Here is a 15796-nt window from a genome sequence, read left to right as displayed (position 1 = left end):
GATTCAGGAATGGCCACGCGACCCTCCACCCAGCACGTCCTCGCCGGACGCCCGTTTCCGCTCGGCGCCCACCCCGAGGCGGGCGGGGTGCGGTTCGCGATCACCTCGGCCGTCGCGGACGGCGTCGACCTGTGCCTGATCGACGCGGACGGGTCCGAGCGGCGGATCGCGCTCACCGAGCGCACCTTCGGCGTCTGGCACGGCCTGGTGCCCGGGGTGACGCCGGGGCAGCGGTACGGCTACCGGATCCACGGCCCGTACGACCCGGGCCGCGGGCTGCGCTGCAACCCGCACAAGCTGCTCGTCGACCCGTACGCGCGGCAGATCACCGGCGGGCTCACCGACCTGCGCGCGGCCCAGGGCTTCACCGGCGACCCCGAGCGCGGGCCGATGTCCACAGTGGACTCCCTGGGCAGCGTGCCGCTGTCGGTGGTGTCCTCGCCGGGCGGGCCGGACACCGGGACCAAGCCGGAGGTGCCGTTCGAGGAGGCGGTGATCTACGAGCTGCACGTCAAGGGGTTCACGAAGCGGCACCCGTTCATCCCCGAGGCGCTGCGCGGCACCTACCTCGGCCTGGCGCACCCGGTGGCGATCGAGTACCTGACCCGGCTCGGCGTCACGTCGGTGGAGCTGCTGCCGGTGCACTCGTTCCTCGACGAGCCGTCGCTGGTCCGGGCCGGGCGGCACAACTACTGGGGGTACTCGCCGCTCGGCTTCTTCGCGCCGCACGCGGCCTACGCCAGCGAGCCCGGCCACGAGGTCGAGGAGTTCCGGCTGATGGTGGCGGCCCTGCACGCGGCCGGCATCGAGGTGATCCTCGACGTCGTGTTCAACCACACCTGCGAGGGCGGGCCGGACGGGCCGACGCTGAGCTTCCGCGGGCTGAACGCGCCGGTGTACTACCTGCACACCGACCGCGGGCACATGGCCGACATCACCGGCTGCGGCAACACCCTGGAGGCCGGCTCGCCGACGGTGGTCCGGCTGGTCACCGACTCGCTGCGGTACTGGACGCAGGAGATGGGCGTCGACGGCTTCCGGTTCGACCTGGCCAGCACGCTCGGCCGGCCGCGCGGGGGAGCGTTCGACGACGCCTCGACGCTGCTCACCGCCATCACGACCGACCCGGTGCTCTCGCGGTGCAAGCTGATCGCCGAGCCGTGGGACGCCACCGGCGAGGGCTACCGCGTCGGCGGCTTCGGCGCCCAGTGGGCGGAGTGGAACGGCCGCTACCGCGACACGGTCCGTGACTTCTGGCGCGGCGCGACCGGCGTCCGGGACCTCGCCTACCGGCTGTCCGGCTCGTCGGACCTCTACGACCACAACCTGCGCCGGCCGTGGCAGTCGATCAACTTCGTCACCGCGCACGACGGCTTCACGCTGCGGGACCTGGTGTCCTACAACGAAAAGCACAACGAGGCCAACGGCGAGGACAACCGCGACGGCGGCAACGACAACCGCTCGTGGAACCACGGCGTCGAAGGCGAGACCGACGACCCGGCGATCCGCGAGCTGCGCGCGCGGCAGGTGCGGAACCTGTTCGCGACGCTGCTGCTGTCCACCGGCACCCCGATGGTCACCGCGGGTGACGAGTTCTGGCGGACCCAGGGCGGCAACAACAACGCCTACTGCCTCGACGACGAGACGTCCTGGCTGGACTGGACGCCGTCCGATGCCGAGGCCGAGGCGATGCTGACCTTCGCCCGCCGCGTCGTCCGGCTGCGGGCGAACAGCCCGGCGCTGCGGCAGCCGGAGTTCTTCGAAGGCCGGACGACCCCGACCGGCAAGCCCGACCTCGTCTGGTTCCGCCCGGACGGCGAGGAGTTCGGCGAGACCGACTGGTTCGAGGACCGGCACACGCTCGGCATGTGGATCGACGGGTCGAACAGCCAGGCCCGCAACCGCGACGGCGAGCTGGTGCCCGACCACTCGTGGCTGCTGTGGCTGCACGCGGGCGACGCGCCGGCCGAGGTCGTCCTGCCCGGCCGCGAGTACGGCGAGACGTTCAAGCCGACCCTCGACACGAGCACCGCCGACGGCAGCCCGGCCAACCCGGGCGTGCTGGAGGCCAAGAGCCGGGTGACGCTGCAGTCGCGGTCGCTCCTCCTGCTCCGCGCCCCCCGCCTGGCCGCGGACCCCGCACCCGAGCCCTACTGACGCGTACCCGTCCCTTTCCCGGGAAGCGACGGGCCCGTGTGTCGTCCATTCGGGTACGGCTGTTCAGCGGCCGGGCCGCGCGCGAGGCTTCGCGCGGTCGTAACCCGCCGGACATCCGCCCGAAATTCGTTGCGGTGAAAGCGTTTCGCCCCCGCCGTCGTGGGTACCCGGGAAAAGAACCCTGCCTCGTAGGCGCTTGATCGAGTCAGGCAGACTGGCGCTGCCTGCGTCCAACCGACACACCGAGGGGCGTTGCCCATGACCGGCCGGCTCGGCATCGACGACGTCTCCCCCAGCGTGAGCTGCGGCCGGTATCCGGCCAAAGCCGTTGTGGGGGAACACATCCCGGTCACCGCGACCGTCTGGCGGGAGGGTCACGACGCCGTCGCGGCGACCGTCGCGTGGCGCGGCCCCGGCGACCGCCTGACCCGCCAGACGCGGATGGTGCCACGCGGTCCCGACCACCCCGACGAGTTCGCCGCGGTGATCGTCCCGGACGCCACCGGCCTGTGGACCTACCGGATCGACGCGTGGGGCGACCCGTGGTCGACGTGGGAGCACGCCGTCGAGGTGAAGGTCGCCGCCGGGCAGGGGCCCGAAGACCTCGCCAACGACCTCGAGAACGGCGCCCGGCTGCTGGAGCGCGTCGCCCGCCGTCCCGACCGCCGGGCGGAGAAGGCCCAGCTGATGGGCGCGGTGACCGCGTTGCGCGACGAGACGCTCGGTCTCGCCGAGCGCGTCGGCCCGGCCCTCGCGCCCGAGATCCGCCGGCTCATGCACGAGTTCCCGGTGCGGGACCTGATCACCAAGGGCAAGCCGCACAAGGTGTGGGTCGACCGCCGGCGCGCCGCGTTCGGGTCGTGGTACGAGCTGTTCCCCCGCTCCACCGGCGGGGTCGACGCCGAGGGCAAGGCCGTCCACGGCACCTTCACCACCGCCGCGGCCGCGCTCGACCGCGTCGCGAAGATGGGCTTCGACGTCGTCTACCTCCCGCCGATCCACCCGATCGGCCGGGTGAACCGCAAGGGCCCCAACAACACCCTCGACGCGCAGCCGCACGACGTCGGCTCGCCGTGGGCCATCGGCGCCGACGAGGGCGGGCACGACGCGATCCACCCCGACCTCGGCACCTTCGAGGACTTCGACGCCTTCGTCGCCCGCTCGGAAGAGCTGGGCATGGAGGTGGCGCTGGACTTCGCGTTGCAGGCCGCGCCCGACCACCCCTGGGTCCTGAAGAACCCGGAGTTCTTCACCACCCGACCGGACGGCTCGATCGCCTACGCCGAAAACCCGCCGAAGAAGTACCAGGACATCTACCCGATCAACTTCGACAACGACCCCAAGGCCGTCTACGAAGAGATGCTGCGGGTCCTGACGGTGTGGATCGAGCACGGGGTCAAGATCTTCCGGGTCGACAACCCGCACACCAAGCCGCCGGACTTCTGGGCCTGGCTGATCCAGTCGGTGAAGGACGCCCACCCGGACGTCCTCTTCCTGGCCGAGGCGTTCACCCGCCCGGCGCGGCTGTGGGGGCTGGCCCGGCTCGGCTTCACCCAGAGCTACACCTACTTCACCTGGCGCACCGGCAAGCAGGAGCTGATCGACTTCGCCGTCGACCTGCGCGAGCACTGGAACGAAGGCCGGCCGAACCTGTTCGTCAACACCCCGGACATCCTCCACGAGTCGCTGCAGCGCGGCGGTCCCGGCATGTTCGCGCTGCGGGCCGCGCTCGCCGCGACGATCTCGCCGACGTGGGGCGTCTACTCCGGCTACGAGCTGTTCGAGCACGTCCCGGTCCGCGAAGGCAGCGAGGAGTACCTCGACTCCGAGAAGTACCAGCTGCGCCCGCGCGACTTCGAGCGCGCGCTCGCCGAGGGCCGTTCGCTGGAGCCGTGGATCGCGAAGCTGAACGCCGTCCGCCGCGCGCACCCGGCGCTGCAGCAGATGCGCACCCTGCACTTCCACCACGTCGACAACGACGCGCTGCTGGCCTACTCCAAACAGGACCCGGCCACCGGCGACACGGTCGTCACCGTCGTGACCCTCGACCCGTACGGACCGCAGGAGGGCACGCTGTGGCTCGACACGGCGGCGCTCGGGTTCGAGGCGCACGAACGGCTGATCGCGCACGACGAGGTCACCGGCGACACGTGGGACTGGGGCCAGGCGAACTACGTCCGGCTCGAACCGTGGCGCGCGGTGGCGCACGTGGTGTCGGTCCGGCGGCGGCTGGCCGGCTAGCAGGGAAGGAACGGATCGAGGGACTGAGGTGGAACAGATGGCGGAGGAAGCCCGCCCCGACGCGGCGCTCGGGCTGGACGGCGTGCCGCACACCGGTGAGGCGATGACGGCCGACGGGATGCTCGTCGAACCCCAGGCCGAGGACTTCCGCTCGGCGCAGCAGGCGCCCAGCAACCCGGAGTGGTTCAAGGGCGCGGTGTTCTACGAGGTGCTGGTGCGCGCGTTCGCCGACTCCAACGGCGACGGCACCGGCGACCTGCGCGGCCTGGCCGGCCGGCTCGACTACCTGGCCTGGCTCGGCGTCGACTGCCTGTGGCTGCCGCCGTTCTACGCGTCGCCGCTGCGCGACGGCGGCTACGACATCAGCGACTTCCGCGCGGTGCTGCCGGAGTTCGGCAGCGTCGAGGACTTCGTGTTCCTGCTGAACGAGGCGCACCGGCGGGGCATCCGGGTGATCACCGACCTGGTGCTCAACCACACCTCGGACGCGCACCCGTGGTTCCAGCAGTCCCGCAACGACCCCGACGGCCCGTACGGCGACTACTACGTGTGGAGCGACGACGACTCCCGCTACGCCGACGCGCGGATCATCTTCGTCGACACCGAGACGTCGAACTGGACCTACGACCCGGTGCGCGGCCAGTTCTACTGGCACCGGTTCTTCTCCCACCAGCCCGACCTGAACTTCGAGAACCCCGACGTCCAGAACGCGATGATCGACACCCTGCGGTTCTGGCTCGACCTGGGCATCGACGGGTTCCGCCTCGACGCCGTGCCGTACCTGTTCGAGCAGGAGGGCACCAACTGCGAGAACCTGCCGCGCACGCACGAGTTCCTCAAGCGCTGCCGCAAGGTCGTCGACGACGAGTACCCGGGACGCATTCTCCTCGCCGAGGCGAACCAGTGGCCGTCCGACGTCGTCGAGTACTTCGGCGACCCGGCGGTCGGCGGCGACGAGTGCCACATGGCGTTCCACTTCCCGCTGATGCCGCGGATCTTCATGGCGGTGCGCCGCGAGTCGCGGTTCCCGATCTCGGAGATCCTCACCCAGACCCCGGAGATCCCCAGCGGCACCCAGTGGGGCATCTTCCTGCGCAACCACGACGAGCTGACCCTCGAGATGGTCACCGACGAAGAGCGCGACTACATGTACACCGAGTACGCCAAAGACCCGCGGATGAAGGCGAACATCGGCATCCGCCGCCGGCTGGCGCCGCTGCTGGACAACGACCGCAACCAGCAGGAGCTCTTCACCGCGATGCTGCTGTCCCTGCCGGGCTCGCCCGTTCTGTACTACGGTGACGAGATCGGCATGGGAGACAACATCTGGCTCGGCGACCGCGACGCGGTGCGCACCCCCATGCAGTGGACCCCGGACCGCAACGCCGGGTTCTCCAGCTGCGACCCGGGCCGGATCTACCTGCCGGTGATCATGGACCCGGTCTACGGCTACCAGGGCCTGAACGTCGAGGCGCAGTCCAACAACGCTTCTTCCCTCCTCAACTGGACCCGGCGGATGATCGAGGTGCGCAAGCAGCACCACGCGTTCGCCGAGGGCGAGTTCGTCGACCTCGGCGGGTCCAACCCGAGCGTGCTGGCCTACAAGCGCCAGTGGCGGCGCCCGGACGGCGGCGAAGACGTCGTGCTCTGCGTCAACAACCTCTCCCGGTTCCCGCAGCCGGTGGAGCTGGACCTGTCCGCGCACCGCGGGTGCACGCCGGTGGAGCTCACCGGCGGCGTGCGGTTCCCCAGCATCGGGGACCTGTCGTACCTGCTGACGCTGCCGGGGCACGGCTTCTACTGGTTCCAGCTGACGAGCCCGGGAGACGAAGGCGAAACGAGGTGAGTCCCTTGTCCGACCCGCGTGAGCTGGTCGACGACCTGGCCGAGGACCTGAAGCGCTGGCTGCCGGAGCAGCGCTGGTTCGCCGGCAAGGACCGGCCGGTGACCGGCGTCCGGCCGCTCGGGGTGACGGAGCTGGTCTCCGGTGATCCGCAGCTGCTGCACGTCGTCATCGAGGTCGCGCAGGACGACCGGCGCGAGCCCTACCAGCTGCTCGTGGGCCGGCGGACGCACCCGCCGGAGATCGCCTCGACCAGCTGGATCGGCGCCGTCGGCGACCTCAACGCGTACGAGGCGTCCGGGGACCTGGACCTCACCGGGGTGCTGCTGGACCTGGTGGCCCGCGAAGAAACCGTCGGCTCGCTCGTCTTCGAGCACGAGCCCGGCGTGGAGCTCGAGACCGGCCTGCGGGCGCGGCCGATCACGTCCGAGCAGAGCAACACCTCCCTGGTCTACAGCGGGCAGTACATCCTCAAGCTGTTCCGGAAGCTGACGCCGGGCAAGAACAAGGACCTGCTGCTGCACCGCGCGCTGCAGGGCGTCGGGTCCAAACACATCGCGCAGGTGCTCGGCTCGATCACCGGCGACCTCGACGGCGAGCCGACCACGGTCGGCATGCTCCAGCAGTTCGTCGCGGACGCGGTCGACGGCTGGGCGATGGCCACCACCAGCGTCCGCGACCTGATGGCCGCGCCGGAACTGCACGCCGAGGAGGTCGGCGGCGACTTCGCCGGCGAGGCCGAACGGCTCGGGCGCGCCGTCGCCGAGGTGCACGCCGACCTGGCCGAGGCGCTCGGCACGGAAACCGTCGACGCCGAGGAGCTGGAGCGCACGACGAAGGCGATGGTCGCCCGGCTCGACGCGACCGCCGCCCGGGTGCCGGAGCTGGCCGCGCACGCCCCGGCGCTGCGGGCGGCGTTCGACCGGCTGCGCGCGCTGCCCGCGGGCGCGGTGACCATGCAGTACATCCACGGCGACCTGCACCTCGGCCAGGTGCTGCGGACGGTCACCGGCTGGCTGCTGATCGACTTCGAGGGCGAGCCCGCGGCCCCGGTCGAGGAACGCCACGCGCTGCGGTCGCCGTTGCGCGACGTGGCGGGCATGCTGAGGTCGTTCGACTACGCGGCCCAGCAGATGCTGGTCGGCCAGCCGGACGAGCCGGCGCTGGCCGAGCGGGCCCTGGAGTGGTCGCACCGCAACCGGGCGGCGTTCTGCGAGGGCTACGCGGCGGTCGCGGCGGACCCGCGCGAACAGGGCGAGCTGCTGCGCGCCTTCGAACTGGACAAGGCGGTCTACGAGGTGGGCTACGAACACGCGAACCGGCCCGACTGGCTGGGCATCCCGCTCGCCTCGATCGCCCGGATCACCGACGGAGAGGGATGACGCCGTGAACGCGGTTCCGGAAGGCCTCCCGGCCGCGGCCCCGCCGGCGGCCGACATCGACCGGCTGCTCGCCGGGTCGCACCACGACCCGCACTCGGTGCTGGGCGTGCACGCGGCCGGCAAGGGTTTCGTCGCGCGGGCGCTGCTGCCCGGCGCCAAGGCCGTCACGCTGCTCGCGGGCGAGCACCGCTACCCGATGGAGCCGGTGATCGACGCGCTGTTCGCCGTCGCGGTGCCCGAGCACCCCGGCGACTACCGGCTGGAAGTCGACTACGACGGGCACACCGTCACCACCGACGACCCGTACCGCTGGCTGCCCACGGTCGGCGAGCTGGACCTGCACCTGATCGGCGAAGGCCGGCACGAGCGCCTCTGGGAAGCGCTGGGCGCGCACGTCCGGTCCTACGAGACGCCCGGCGGCGTCGTCGCGGGGACGTCGTTCGCCGTGTGGGCGCCCAACGCGCGGGGCATCCGCGTGATCGGCGACTTCAACGGCTGGGACGGGCGCGGCCACGCGATGCGCTCGCTCGGCTCGTCCGGCATCTGGGAGCTGTTCGTACCCGGCGTCGGCGTCGGCACCTGCTACAAGTTCCGGATCCTCGGCGCCGACGGAAACTGGCACGAGAAGGCGGACCCGATGGCGTTCGCCACCGAGCAGCCGCCGGCGACGGCTTCGGTCGTCACCGCCTCGGGGCACCTGTGGGACGACGGCGTGTGGGTCGCCCAGCGCGAAGCGACCGACTGGTCCGCGGCGCCGATGAGCGTCTACGAGGTGCACCTCGGCTCGTGGCGGCCGGGGCTGGACTACCGCGAGCTGGCCGAGCAGCTCGGCGACTACCTGCTCGAGACGGGCTTCACGCACGTCGAGCTGCTGCCGGTGTCGGAGCACCCGTTCGGCGGCTCGTGGGGCTACCAGGTGACGTCGTACTACGCGCCGACGTCGCGGTTCGGCTCACCGGACGACTTCCGCTACTTCGTCGACCGTCTGCACCAGCGGGGGATCGGCGTGCTCGTCGACTGGGTGCCCGCGCACTTCCCGAAGGACAGCTGGGCGCTGGCCAGGTTCGACGGCACCGCGCTGTACGAGCACGCGGACCCGCGCCGCGGCGAGCAGCCCGACTGGGGCACGCTCGTGTTCGACTTCGGCCGCAACGAGGTCCGCAACTTCCTCGTCGCCAACGCGCTGTACTGGATCGAGGAGTTCCACCTCGACGGCCTGCGCGTCGACGCCGTCGCTTCGATGCTGTACCTGGACTACTCCCGCAACGAAGGGGAGTGGCTGCCGAACCAGTACGGCGGCCGGGAAAACCTGGACGCGGTGAAGTTCCTGCAGGAGCTGAACGCGACCGTCTACAAGCGACACCCGGGCATCGTGATGGTGGCCGAGGAGTCGACGGCCTGGCCGGGCGTCACGCGCCCGACGCACCTGGGCGGCCTCGGGTTCGGCTTCAAGTGGAACATGGGCTGGATGCACGACACGCTCCGGTACCTGTCGCACGAGCCGATCCACCGCGCGTACCACCACAACGAGATGACGTTCTCGTTGGTGTACGCGTGGAGCGAGAACTTCGTGCTGCCGCTTTCGCACGACGAAGTGGTGCACGGCAAGGGATCCCTGTGGGGCCGGATGCCGGGCGACGCCTGGAACAAGGCGGCCGGGCTGCGGTCGTTGCTGGCGTTCATGTGGGCGCACCCGGGCAAGCAGCTGCTGTTCATGGGCGGCGAGTTCGGTCAGGAGGGGGAGTGGTCGGAGCAGCGCTCGCTCGACTGGCACCTGCTGGAGGAGCCGTTGCACCGCGGCGTCCAAGACCTGCTGCGCTCGCTGAACGCGGTCTACCGCGCATCGCCCGCGTTGTTCAGCCAGGACACGTCCCCGGACGGCTTCCGCTGGATCGACGCGAACGACTCGAGCGGCAACGTGCTGAGCTTCCTGCGCATCGGCGCCGACGGCTCCCGGCTGGCGTGCGTGGCGAACTTCGCGGGCGTCCCGCACCACGACTACCGGGTCGGCCTGCCGTCAGCGGGCCGCTGGCTCGAGGTGGTCAACACGGACGCGGAGATCTACGGCGGCTCGGGCGTCGGCAACCTGGGCGCGGTGGAAGCGACGGAGGAGCCGTGGCACGGCCAGCCGGCCTCGGCGGTCCTCCAGCTCCCACCGGCAGGCGTCCTCTGGCTGGTCGAAGAGACCCCGGAGCCCCTCGACCTCCCGTAACGAACGGGGCATCTCGCGTGTCCCGAGAGGCATCACGCGTGATGGGGCGGGCATCAGGCGAGATGCCTCTCCAATCACGCGAGGTGCCCGCGCAATCACGCGAGATGCCCCGGCAATCACGCGAAAAGCCCTCCGCATAGTGGGGGCCGCGGGCTTACGATTGTCGGCATGGACGGCGCCGGAGGCGTCCTCGCGAACCTGATCCTCTTCGCCGTGGTCTGCATCGCGCCCACGGTGCTGTTCTGGTGCGCGCTGCGCGTCCCGAAGCTGGTCCGCTGGATCGGCGAGAAGCGCGCGAAGCCCCTCCCGGAAGGCCCGCCGATCGAGCGCGTCGCCGCGGACCTGCGGCGAGTGCACCGGCTGCTGGCGGGCTACCCGTCGGGCACCCCGGCCGCGCGGCGCCTCGGCACGCGCCAGGCCTACGACGAGCTGCTCACCCAGGCGTGCCGCCAGATGGACGTCCAGCACCGGCTCGCCGAACTGCCCGAGGGCATGGACCGCGAAATCGAACGCCTGCGCGTCGAGGAATCGTTGCGGGAGCGCGGTCTCGCCGTTCCGTGACGTCCGAAGTGGACACAAGAAAACCCCGCCACCGGAGTGACGGGGTTTCCCTGGAACGAACTCAGTCGAGGTAGTCGCGCAGGACCTGCGACCGCGACGGGTGGCGCAGCTTCGACATCGTCTTCGACTCGATCTGCCGGATGCGCTCACGGGTGACCCCGTACACCTGGCCGATCTCGTCGAGCGTGCGCGGCTGGCCGTCCGTGAGGCCGAAGCGCAGCCGGACCACGCCCGCCTCGCGCTCGGACAGTGTCTGCAGCACCGACTGGAGCTGGTCCTGCAGCAGCGTGAACGACACCGCGTCCACCGCGACGACCGCTTCGGAGTCCTCGATGAAGTCACCGAGCTGCGAGTCGCCCTCGTCACCGATCGTCTGGTCGAGCGAGATCGGCTCACGCGCGTACTGCTGGATCTCCAGGACCTTCTCCGGGGAGATGTCCATTTCCTTGGCGAGCTCCTCGGGCGTCGGCTCGCGGCCGAGGTCCTGCAGGAGTTCGCGCTGTATGCGGCCGAGCTTGTTGATGACCTCGACCATGTGCACCGGGATGCGGATGGTGCGGGCCTGGTCGGCCATCGCGCGGGTGATCGCCTGGCGGATCCACCACGTGGCGTACGTCGAGAACTTGTAGCCCTTGGTGTAGTCGAACTTCTCCACCGCGCGGATCAGGCCGAGGTTGCCCTCCTGGATCAGGTCCAGGAACGCCATGCCGCGGCCGGTGTAGCGCTTGGCCAGCGACACCACGAGCCGGAGGTTCGCCTCCAGAAGGTGGTTCTTGGCGCGCTCGCCGTCACGCACGATCCACTTGAGATCGCGGCGCATCTGGGTGACGAGCTTCTCGCCCTCCTCCTCGGCGGTGCGCACGCGCTCGGCGGCGTAGAGCCCGGCCTCGATCCGCTTGGCGAGCTCCACCTCCTCCTCGGCGTTCAGCAGCGCGACCTTGCCGATCTGCTTGAGGTAGGCGCGGACGGAGTCGGCCGACGCGGTGAGCTCGGCGTCCTTGCGCGCCTGGCGCAGGGCCTCGGACTCCTCCTCGTCCCAGACGAAGTCCGGGTTGTCGGAGCCGCTCTTGGCCTTGTCGGCCGCCGCGCCGCGGCGGCGCTGCGCCGGCGTCTCCTCGTCGGAGTCGTCGTCGTCATCGTCGTCGTCGGCCGAGTCGGTGTCCGGCTCGTCGTTGACCGTCTCGTCGACGACGTCGACCTCGACCTCTTCCAGGTCCGACAGGTCGGGCGAGTCGAGTTCCGGCTCGTCGAGCTCGCCGGGACCGTCCGGCTCGCCGTCTTCGGTCTTCGCGCCCTTGGTCGCGGCCTTCTTCGCCGGGGCCTTCTTGGCCGGGGCCTTCTTGGCGGTGGTGGTCTTGCGGGCCGCTGGCTTCGCCGTCCCGGTGGCTGCCTCTTCGGCCGGCTCGCCGGCTGCGGTCGCGGTCTTCGTCCCGCCTCGGGTTGCGGTTCTTGCGGCTGCCACTTACGCCCTTTCGCAGCGGTCGATCATGACGAGCAACGGCACGGGTGCCACTGCTGCCTCACATTCGGGGATCACGCCTCGGCCTGCGGTTTTGGCCTCCGCAGCCGTGGGCCGTGTTCCATTGTAACGACGGTACGCGCATGCGTCGCGAAGCGATCACCCTCCGGCCCGCTTCGGCGCCCTGATCGGGACCTGATCTAGTGCTCGATGCCCTCCGCCGCGGCCGCCGCGGCACCGACGATCCCGGCGTTGTTCTGGAGCGTCGCGACCAGCACCGGAGTGCGGATGTCCAGCAGCGGCACCCATTTCTCGGCCTTCTTGCTGACCCCGCCGCCGACGATGAACAGATCCGGCCAGATCAGGTTTTCGAGCACGGTCAGATAACGGTGGACCCGCTTGGCCCATTCGGGGTAGGAGAGGCCTTCGTTGTCCTTCACCGAGGCGGCCGCGCGCTTCTCCGCGTCGTGGCCGTCGATCTCCAGGTGCCCGAACTCGGTGTTCGGGACGAGCTTGCCGTCCTGGAACACCGCGCTGCCGATGCCGGTGCCGAAGGTCAGCAGCGCGGTGACGCCCTTGCGCGCGACCGGGTCGCCGAAGCGGATCTCCGCCATGCCCGCGGCGTCCGCGTCGTTGAGCATCGCGATCTGCTCGATGTCACGGCCGAGGCGCTTGGCGAAGAGCGCGTCGGCGTCCGTGCCGATCCACTGCTTGTCGATGTTGGCCGCCGTGTGCGCGACGCCCTTCTTCACGACGGCCGGCAGCGTCACGCCGACCGGGCCGTCCCAGCCCGCCTGCGTCACGACGTCGTGCACGACGTCCGCCACCGCCGACGGAGTCGACGGCTTCGGCGTCTCGATCCGGATCCGGTCGCCGATGAGCTGCCCCTTGTCCAGGTCGACCAAGGCGCCCTTGATCCCGCTGCCGCCGATGTCGATGCCGAAACCTCGGCGGGTCGCCTCCACCACGGACGTGGTCCCTTCTCGCACGATTCAGAAGCCTGCCTCGGAGACTTTAACCGGATGTGGTGACATGTCGGACGTGGGAGTTGACGAGTCGTTGCTGAAAAGCGTCGCGACGCAGGTCGCGACGGAAGCCGCCGAGCTGGTCCGGGAGGCCTGGGCGGGGATGGCCGCGGGCCGTTCGGTGGCCGTGGGCACCAAGTCCGGGGACACCGACGTGGTGACCGCGGTCGACCACGAGTCCGAGCGGCTCGTGCGCGCCCGGCTCGCGGAGCTGCGCCCGGGCGAGCCGGTGCTGGGCGAGGAGGGCGGCGGCGCGGCGGGCGACGGCGTGACGTGGGTCGTCGACCCGATCGACGGGACGGTCAACTTCCTCTACGGCCTGCCGTGGTTCGCCGTCTCGGTGGCGGCCCAGGTCGCCGGCGAGTCGGTGGCCGGCGCGGTGGTGGAGCCGGCGAGCGGCCGCGTCTGGTCGGCGGCTCGCGGGCAGGGCGCGTTCCTGGACGGCCGCCGGCTGGCGGTGTCGGCCCCCGACCGGCTGGACCTGACGCTCGTCGGGACCGGTTTCGCGTACTCGGCCGAGCGGCGGGTGCGCCAGGCGCGCTTCGGTGCGGAGCTGGTGGGCCGGGTCCGCGACATCCGGCGCAACGGCGCGGCGTCGCTGGACCTGTGCGCGGTGGCCGCGGGCTGGCTGGACGCGTACGTGGAGCACGGGCTCCACCGCTGGGACTGGGCCGCGGGCGCGCTGATCGCGGCGGAGGCGGGCGCTGAGGTCCACCTGCCGGGCTCGGCACCGGAGCTGGGCGCGGACGCGACGTACGCGGCGGCGGCCTCGATCGCGGGCCCGCTGCGCGAGGTCCTGGCGGACTGCGGCGCGGCGGACGTCTGAGCGAGCTGGGCAGCCGAAACTGTCGGTGGTTGCCGGTAGCGTGGAAAACGGGGGGCGCCCCTGCGGCGACCGGTTCTGGTGACGGTCAGCCGGGTTCGGCTCAGGCGGCGACGATCGGCCGGGCGACGGCTCTGGGCCGGTCAGCGGCCGCCGGTCCGCACGCTTCGGTTCAGCGCGAGGGGCAGCCGTCGGTCAACGCGGGCCGTTCGGCAGGCCCGTTCGGCAGGCGCTGCCCGGGAGCCGCCGGTCCGCACGCTCTGGCTCAGTAGGCGAGGGTCGACCGCCGGTTAGGGCGGGCCGTTCGGCAGGCATCGGCTCGGCATGCGCGGGTAGGCGCGGGCCGTTCGGCAGGCACCCGGCTCGGCAGGCGCCGGTCAGCGCGGCCCGTTCAGGCGACGGTCAGCAGGCGCCGGTCCGCGCGCTCTGGCTCAGCAGGCGAGGGCCAGCCGCCGGTCAACACGGGCGTGCTCAGCAGGCGACGTCGCGGGCCGAGGCCAGCAGCGTCTGGTCGATCACCGGGGCCTTCGCGCCCGCCGACTGCTCGTTCGTGCCGCCGCCCTGGTGGGCCTTCGACCAGTCCGCGAGCTGCGTCAGGATCTGGCGGGCCTCCGGTCGGGGCCGGAGGTCGCCGAAGAGGGTGCCCGTGACCAGGTCGACGCTCGCGTCCTTGCGGTTGTCCTGGACCAGCTCGGCGCACGGCACCACCAGGCTGAGCGTGCGGGCCGCCGTGACGCCGTTCTCGCCGAAGCGGATCTGGCCGCGGCACTTGGCTTCGCGGCCTTCGTAAGCCGGGTCGTTGGCCGGTTCGCCCGCGCCGGAGAAACCCAGCTCCTTCAACGCGGTCGTGGTGATGCCGCCCTGGCCGCGGGTGCTGGAGGCGTTGAGGACCTTGACCGCGACCTTGTCCGGCGGCACCGGCGCGCGGTCGTCGAGGGCGTTGTGGGGGAGCGTGCTGTACGTGACACCCGGCGGCGGGCTCGCGGCCGGGTCGCACTTGACGGCGGCGTCGACGTCACCCTTGCCGACGGCGGCGTTGATCCAGACGACGATCGCGCCGACGGCCAGCACGCCGATCACGATCAGCGCCGGCAGCGGCTTGTGCTTGCGATACGGCCGCGCGCCACGGTCCCCGATGCCGTTCCCCGACGCCACCTGCCCGTCCCTTCCCGAACACCGAACCCGGCCGGTGCGAACCCGGCACCGTCGTGGCCGTCCAGCCTAGGCGCAGCGCCCGGCGCGCACCGTTCCGGGGCACCCCGCGGTTCCCGTTCTTCGCCTGTCGTCGCGGACCCCGCCCGCGACCGATCCCCGTGCGGCGATCGCACCACGGCGGGGTCGGGCGGGGCAAGCGGACACGGGCCGCCGGTGAGGTTCTCCACCCGGGGGCAACCCGAATGGACGACAACGCGTCTTACCTGCGGGTTCCCCCTGTCGGGTGACGATTGCCGGGCAATGTCTGACTCGTTGCAGAACCGTCGCGGGCGTGAGCTACCCTTCCCGGGCTCCGGCCGCAGGAAGAGGCCCATAAAGAAGAGACCTCGGTCACTTCGGCCGTCGGGCACAAACGAGGGCCCTGGAACGTTGACCAGCGGCACGGCGGACTCACGGGCGCACCCGGGGGTCCGGGAAAACGACTACACAAGCTGATCGCAGGGGTGAGGGACAACATGGCTACCGACTACGACGCTCCGCGCCGCAGCGAAGCCGACGAGCTGGCCGAAGACTCGTTGGAGGAGCTCAAGGCCCGGCGGAACGAGAACCAGTCCGGCGTCGTCGACGTCGACGAGGACGCGACCGCCGAGAACTTCGAGCTGCCGGGTGCCGACCTCTCCGGGCTTTCCGGTGAGGACATGACCGTGAAGGTGGTGCCGAAGCAGGCGGACGAGTTCACCTGCTCCGTGTGCTTCCTGGTGCACCACCGCAGCCGGCTGGCCGAGGACAACGGCGGACGCCTGATCTGCCGCGACTGCGCCTGACACACGCAGGGGTTCTCGGACACAGGGGACGAACAGACGCGACGGAGAGCCTCTCGGGCAATGAGGGGTGAGGCTCGAAGCGCGCTGGGGACAAGGGGGCCGGCCGGCAGGCCG

11 protein-coding genes are annotated in these 15796 nt (G+C 71.2%); 8 read left to right on the top strand and 3 right to left on the bottom strand.

Annotated features, from left to right (window positions below):
• Positions 1-9 precede the first annotated feature (9 nt).
• The 6 genes from glgX (at position 10) to ACWEN0_RS15305 (ending at position 10396) form a co-directional block, all read left to right on the top strand.
• Positions 10-2157, top strand: coding sequence for a glycogen debranching protein GlgX (glgX, locus tag ACWEN0_RS15330; RefSeq protein WP_451973453.1), 2148 nt, complete (start codon positions 10-12; stop codon positions 2155-2157).
• 258 nt (positions 2158-2415) lie between these two features.
• On the top strand, positions 2416-4398 hold the full coding sequence (locus tag ACWEN0_RS15325) for a maltotransferase domain-containing protein (protein ID WP_451973452.1): 1983 nt from the start codon (positions 2416-2418) through the stop codon (positions 4396-4398).
• Between the two features lie 37 nt (positions 4399-4435).
• Positions 4436-6244: a maltose alpha-D-glucosyltransferase gene (gene treS, locus ACWEN0_RS15320; protein ID WP_451973450.1), complete on the top strand. Its 1809-nt coding sequence runs from the start codon at positions 4436-4438 to the stop codon at positions 6242-6244.
• Positions 6245-6249: 5 nt separating this feature from the next.
• Positions 6250-7623 carry a maltokinase N-terminal cap-like domain-containing protein gene (locus ACWEN0_RS15315; protein WP_451973449.1) on the top strand — a complete coding sequence of 458 codons (1374 nt, stop codon included), beginning with the start codon at positions 6250-6252 and terminating at the stop codon, positions 7621-7623.
• A 4-nt stretch (positions 7624-7627) separates the two neighbouring features.
• Positions 7628-9835 (top strand): 1,4-alpha-glucan branching protein GlgB, encoded by a 2208-nt coding sequence (gene glgB / locus ACWEN0_RS15310; RefSeq protein WP_451973448.1) that lies wholly within the window; start codon positions 7628-7630, stop codon positions 9833-9835.
• A 168-nt stretch (positions 9836-10003) separates the two neighbouring features.
• Complete coding sequence (locus ACWEN0_RS15305) at positions 10004-10396, top strand: hypothetical protein (protein WP_451973446.1); 393 nt, start codon at positions 10004-10006, stop codon at positions 10394-10396.
• A gap of 61 nt (positions 10397-10457) precedes the next feature.
• Here the strand turns inward: ACWEN0_RS15305 and ACWEN0_RS15300 are convergent, their stop codons facing one another.
• Both ACWEN0_RS15300 and ppgK read right to left on the bottom strand, forming a co-directional pair.
• Entirely contained in the window at positions 10458-11858 is a 1401-nt protein-coding gene (locus ACWEN0_RS15300; RefSeq protein WP_451973445.1) for an RNA polymerase sigma factor, read from the bottom strand.
• 197 nt (positions 11859-12055) lie between these two features.
• Positions 12056-12823 carry a polyphosphate--glucose phosphotransferase gene (gene ppgK / locus ACWEN0_RS15295; protein WP_451974281.1) on the bottom strand — a complete coding sequence of 256 codons (768 nt, stop codon included), beginning with the start codon at positions 12821-12823 and terminating at the stop codon, positions 12056-12058.
• A gap of 64 nt (positions 12824-12887) precedes the next feature.
• On the opposite strand from ppgK, the gene ACWEN0_RS15290 reads away from it, so the two are divergent.
• Complete coding sequence (locus ACWEN0_RS15290) at positions 12888-13706, top strand: inositol monophosphatase family protein (RefSeq protein WP_451973443.1); 819 nt, start codon at positions 12888-12890, stop codon at positions 13704-13706.
• A 468-nt stretch (positions 13707-14174) separates the two neighbouring features.
• Here ACWEN0_RS15290 and cei read toward each other — a convergent pair whose 3' ends face one another.
• Entirely contained in the window at positions 14175-14858 is a 684-nt protein-coding gene (gene cei, locus ACWEN0_RS15285) for an envelope integrity protein Cei (RefSeq protein ID WP_451973441.1), read from the bottom strand.
• Between the two features lie 515 nt (positions 14859-15373).
• Here cei and ACWEN0_RS15280 point away from each other — a divergent pair.
• Positions 15374-15682 carry a DUF4193 domain-containing protein gene (locus ACWEN0_RS15280; protein WP_013224476.1) on the top strand — a complete coding sequence of 103 codons (309 nt, stop codon included), beginning with the start codon at positions 15374-15376 and terminating at the stop codon, positions 15680-15682.
• The last annotated feature ends 114 nt before the right edge of the window (positions 15683-15796 follow it).

It is taken from the genome of Amycolatopsis sp. NPDC004378 (assembly GCF_053602455.1).
This window is presented reverse-complemented; position numbering and strand designations above follow the sequence as displayed.

Excerpts from the sequence above, each read along its gene's own strand:
- ACWEN0_RS15325 (WP_451973452.1), top strand. The coding sequence starts at position 2,416 with ATGACCGGCCGGCTCGGCATCGACGACGTCTCCCCCAGCGTGAGCTGC.
- ACWEN0_RS15305 (WP_451973446.1), top strand. The coding sequence starts at position 10,004 with ATGGACGGCGCCGGAGGCGTCCTCGCGAACCTGATCCTCTTCGCCGTG.
- glgX (WP_451973453.1), top strand. The coding sequence starts at position 10 with ATGGCCACGCGACCCTCCACCCAGCACGTCCTCGCCGGACGCCCGTTT.
- treS (WP_451973450.1), top strand. The coding sequence starts at position 4,436 with ATGGCGGAGGAAGCCCGCCCCGACGCGGCGCTCGGGCTGGACGGCGTG.
- ACWEN0_RS15280 (WP_013224476.1), top strand. The coding sequence starts at position 15,374 with ATGGCTACCGACTACGACGCTCCGCGCCGCAGCGAAGCCGACGAGCTG.
- ACWEN0_RS15290 (WP_451973443.1), top strand. The coding sequence starts at position 12,888 with ATGTCGGACGTGGGAGTTGACGAGTCGTTGCTGAAAAGCGTCGCGACG.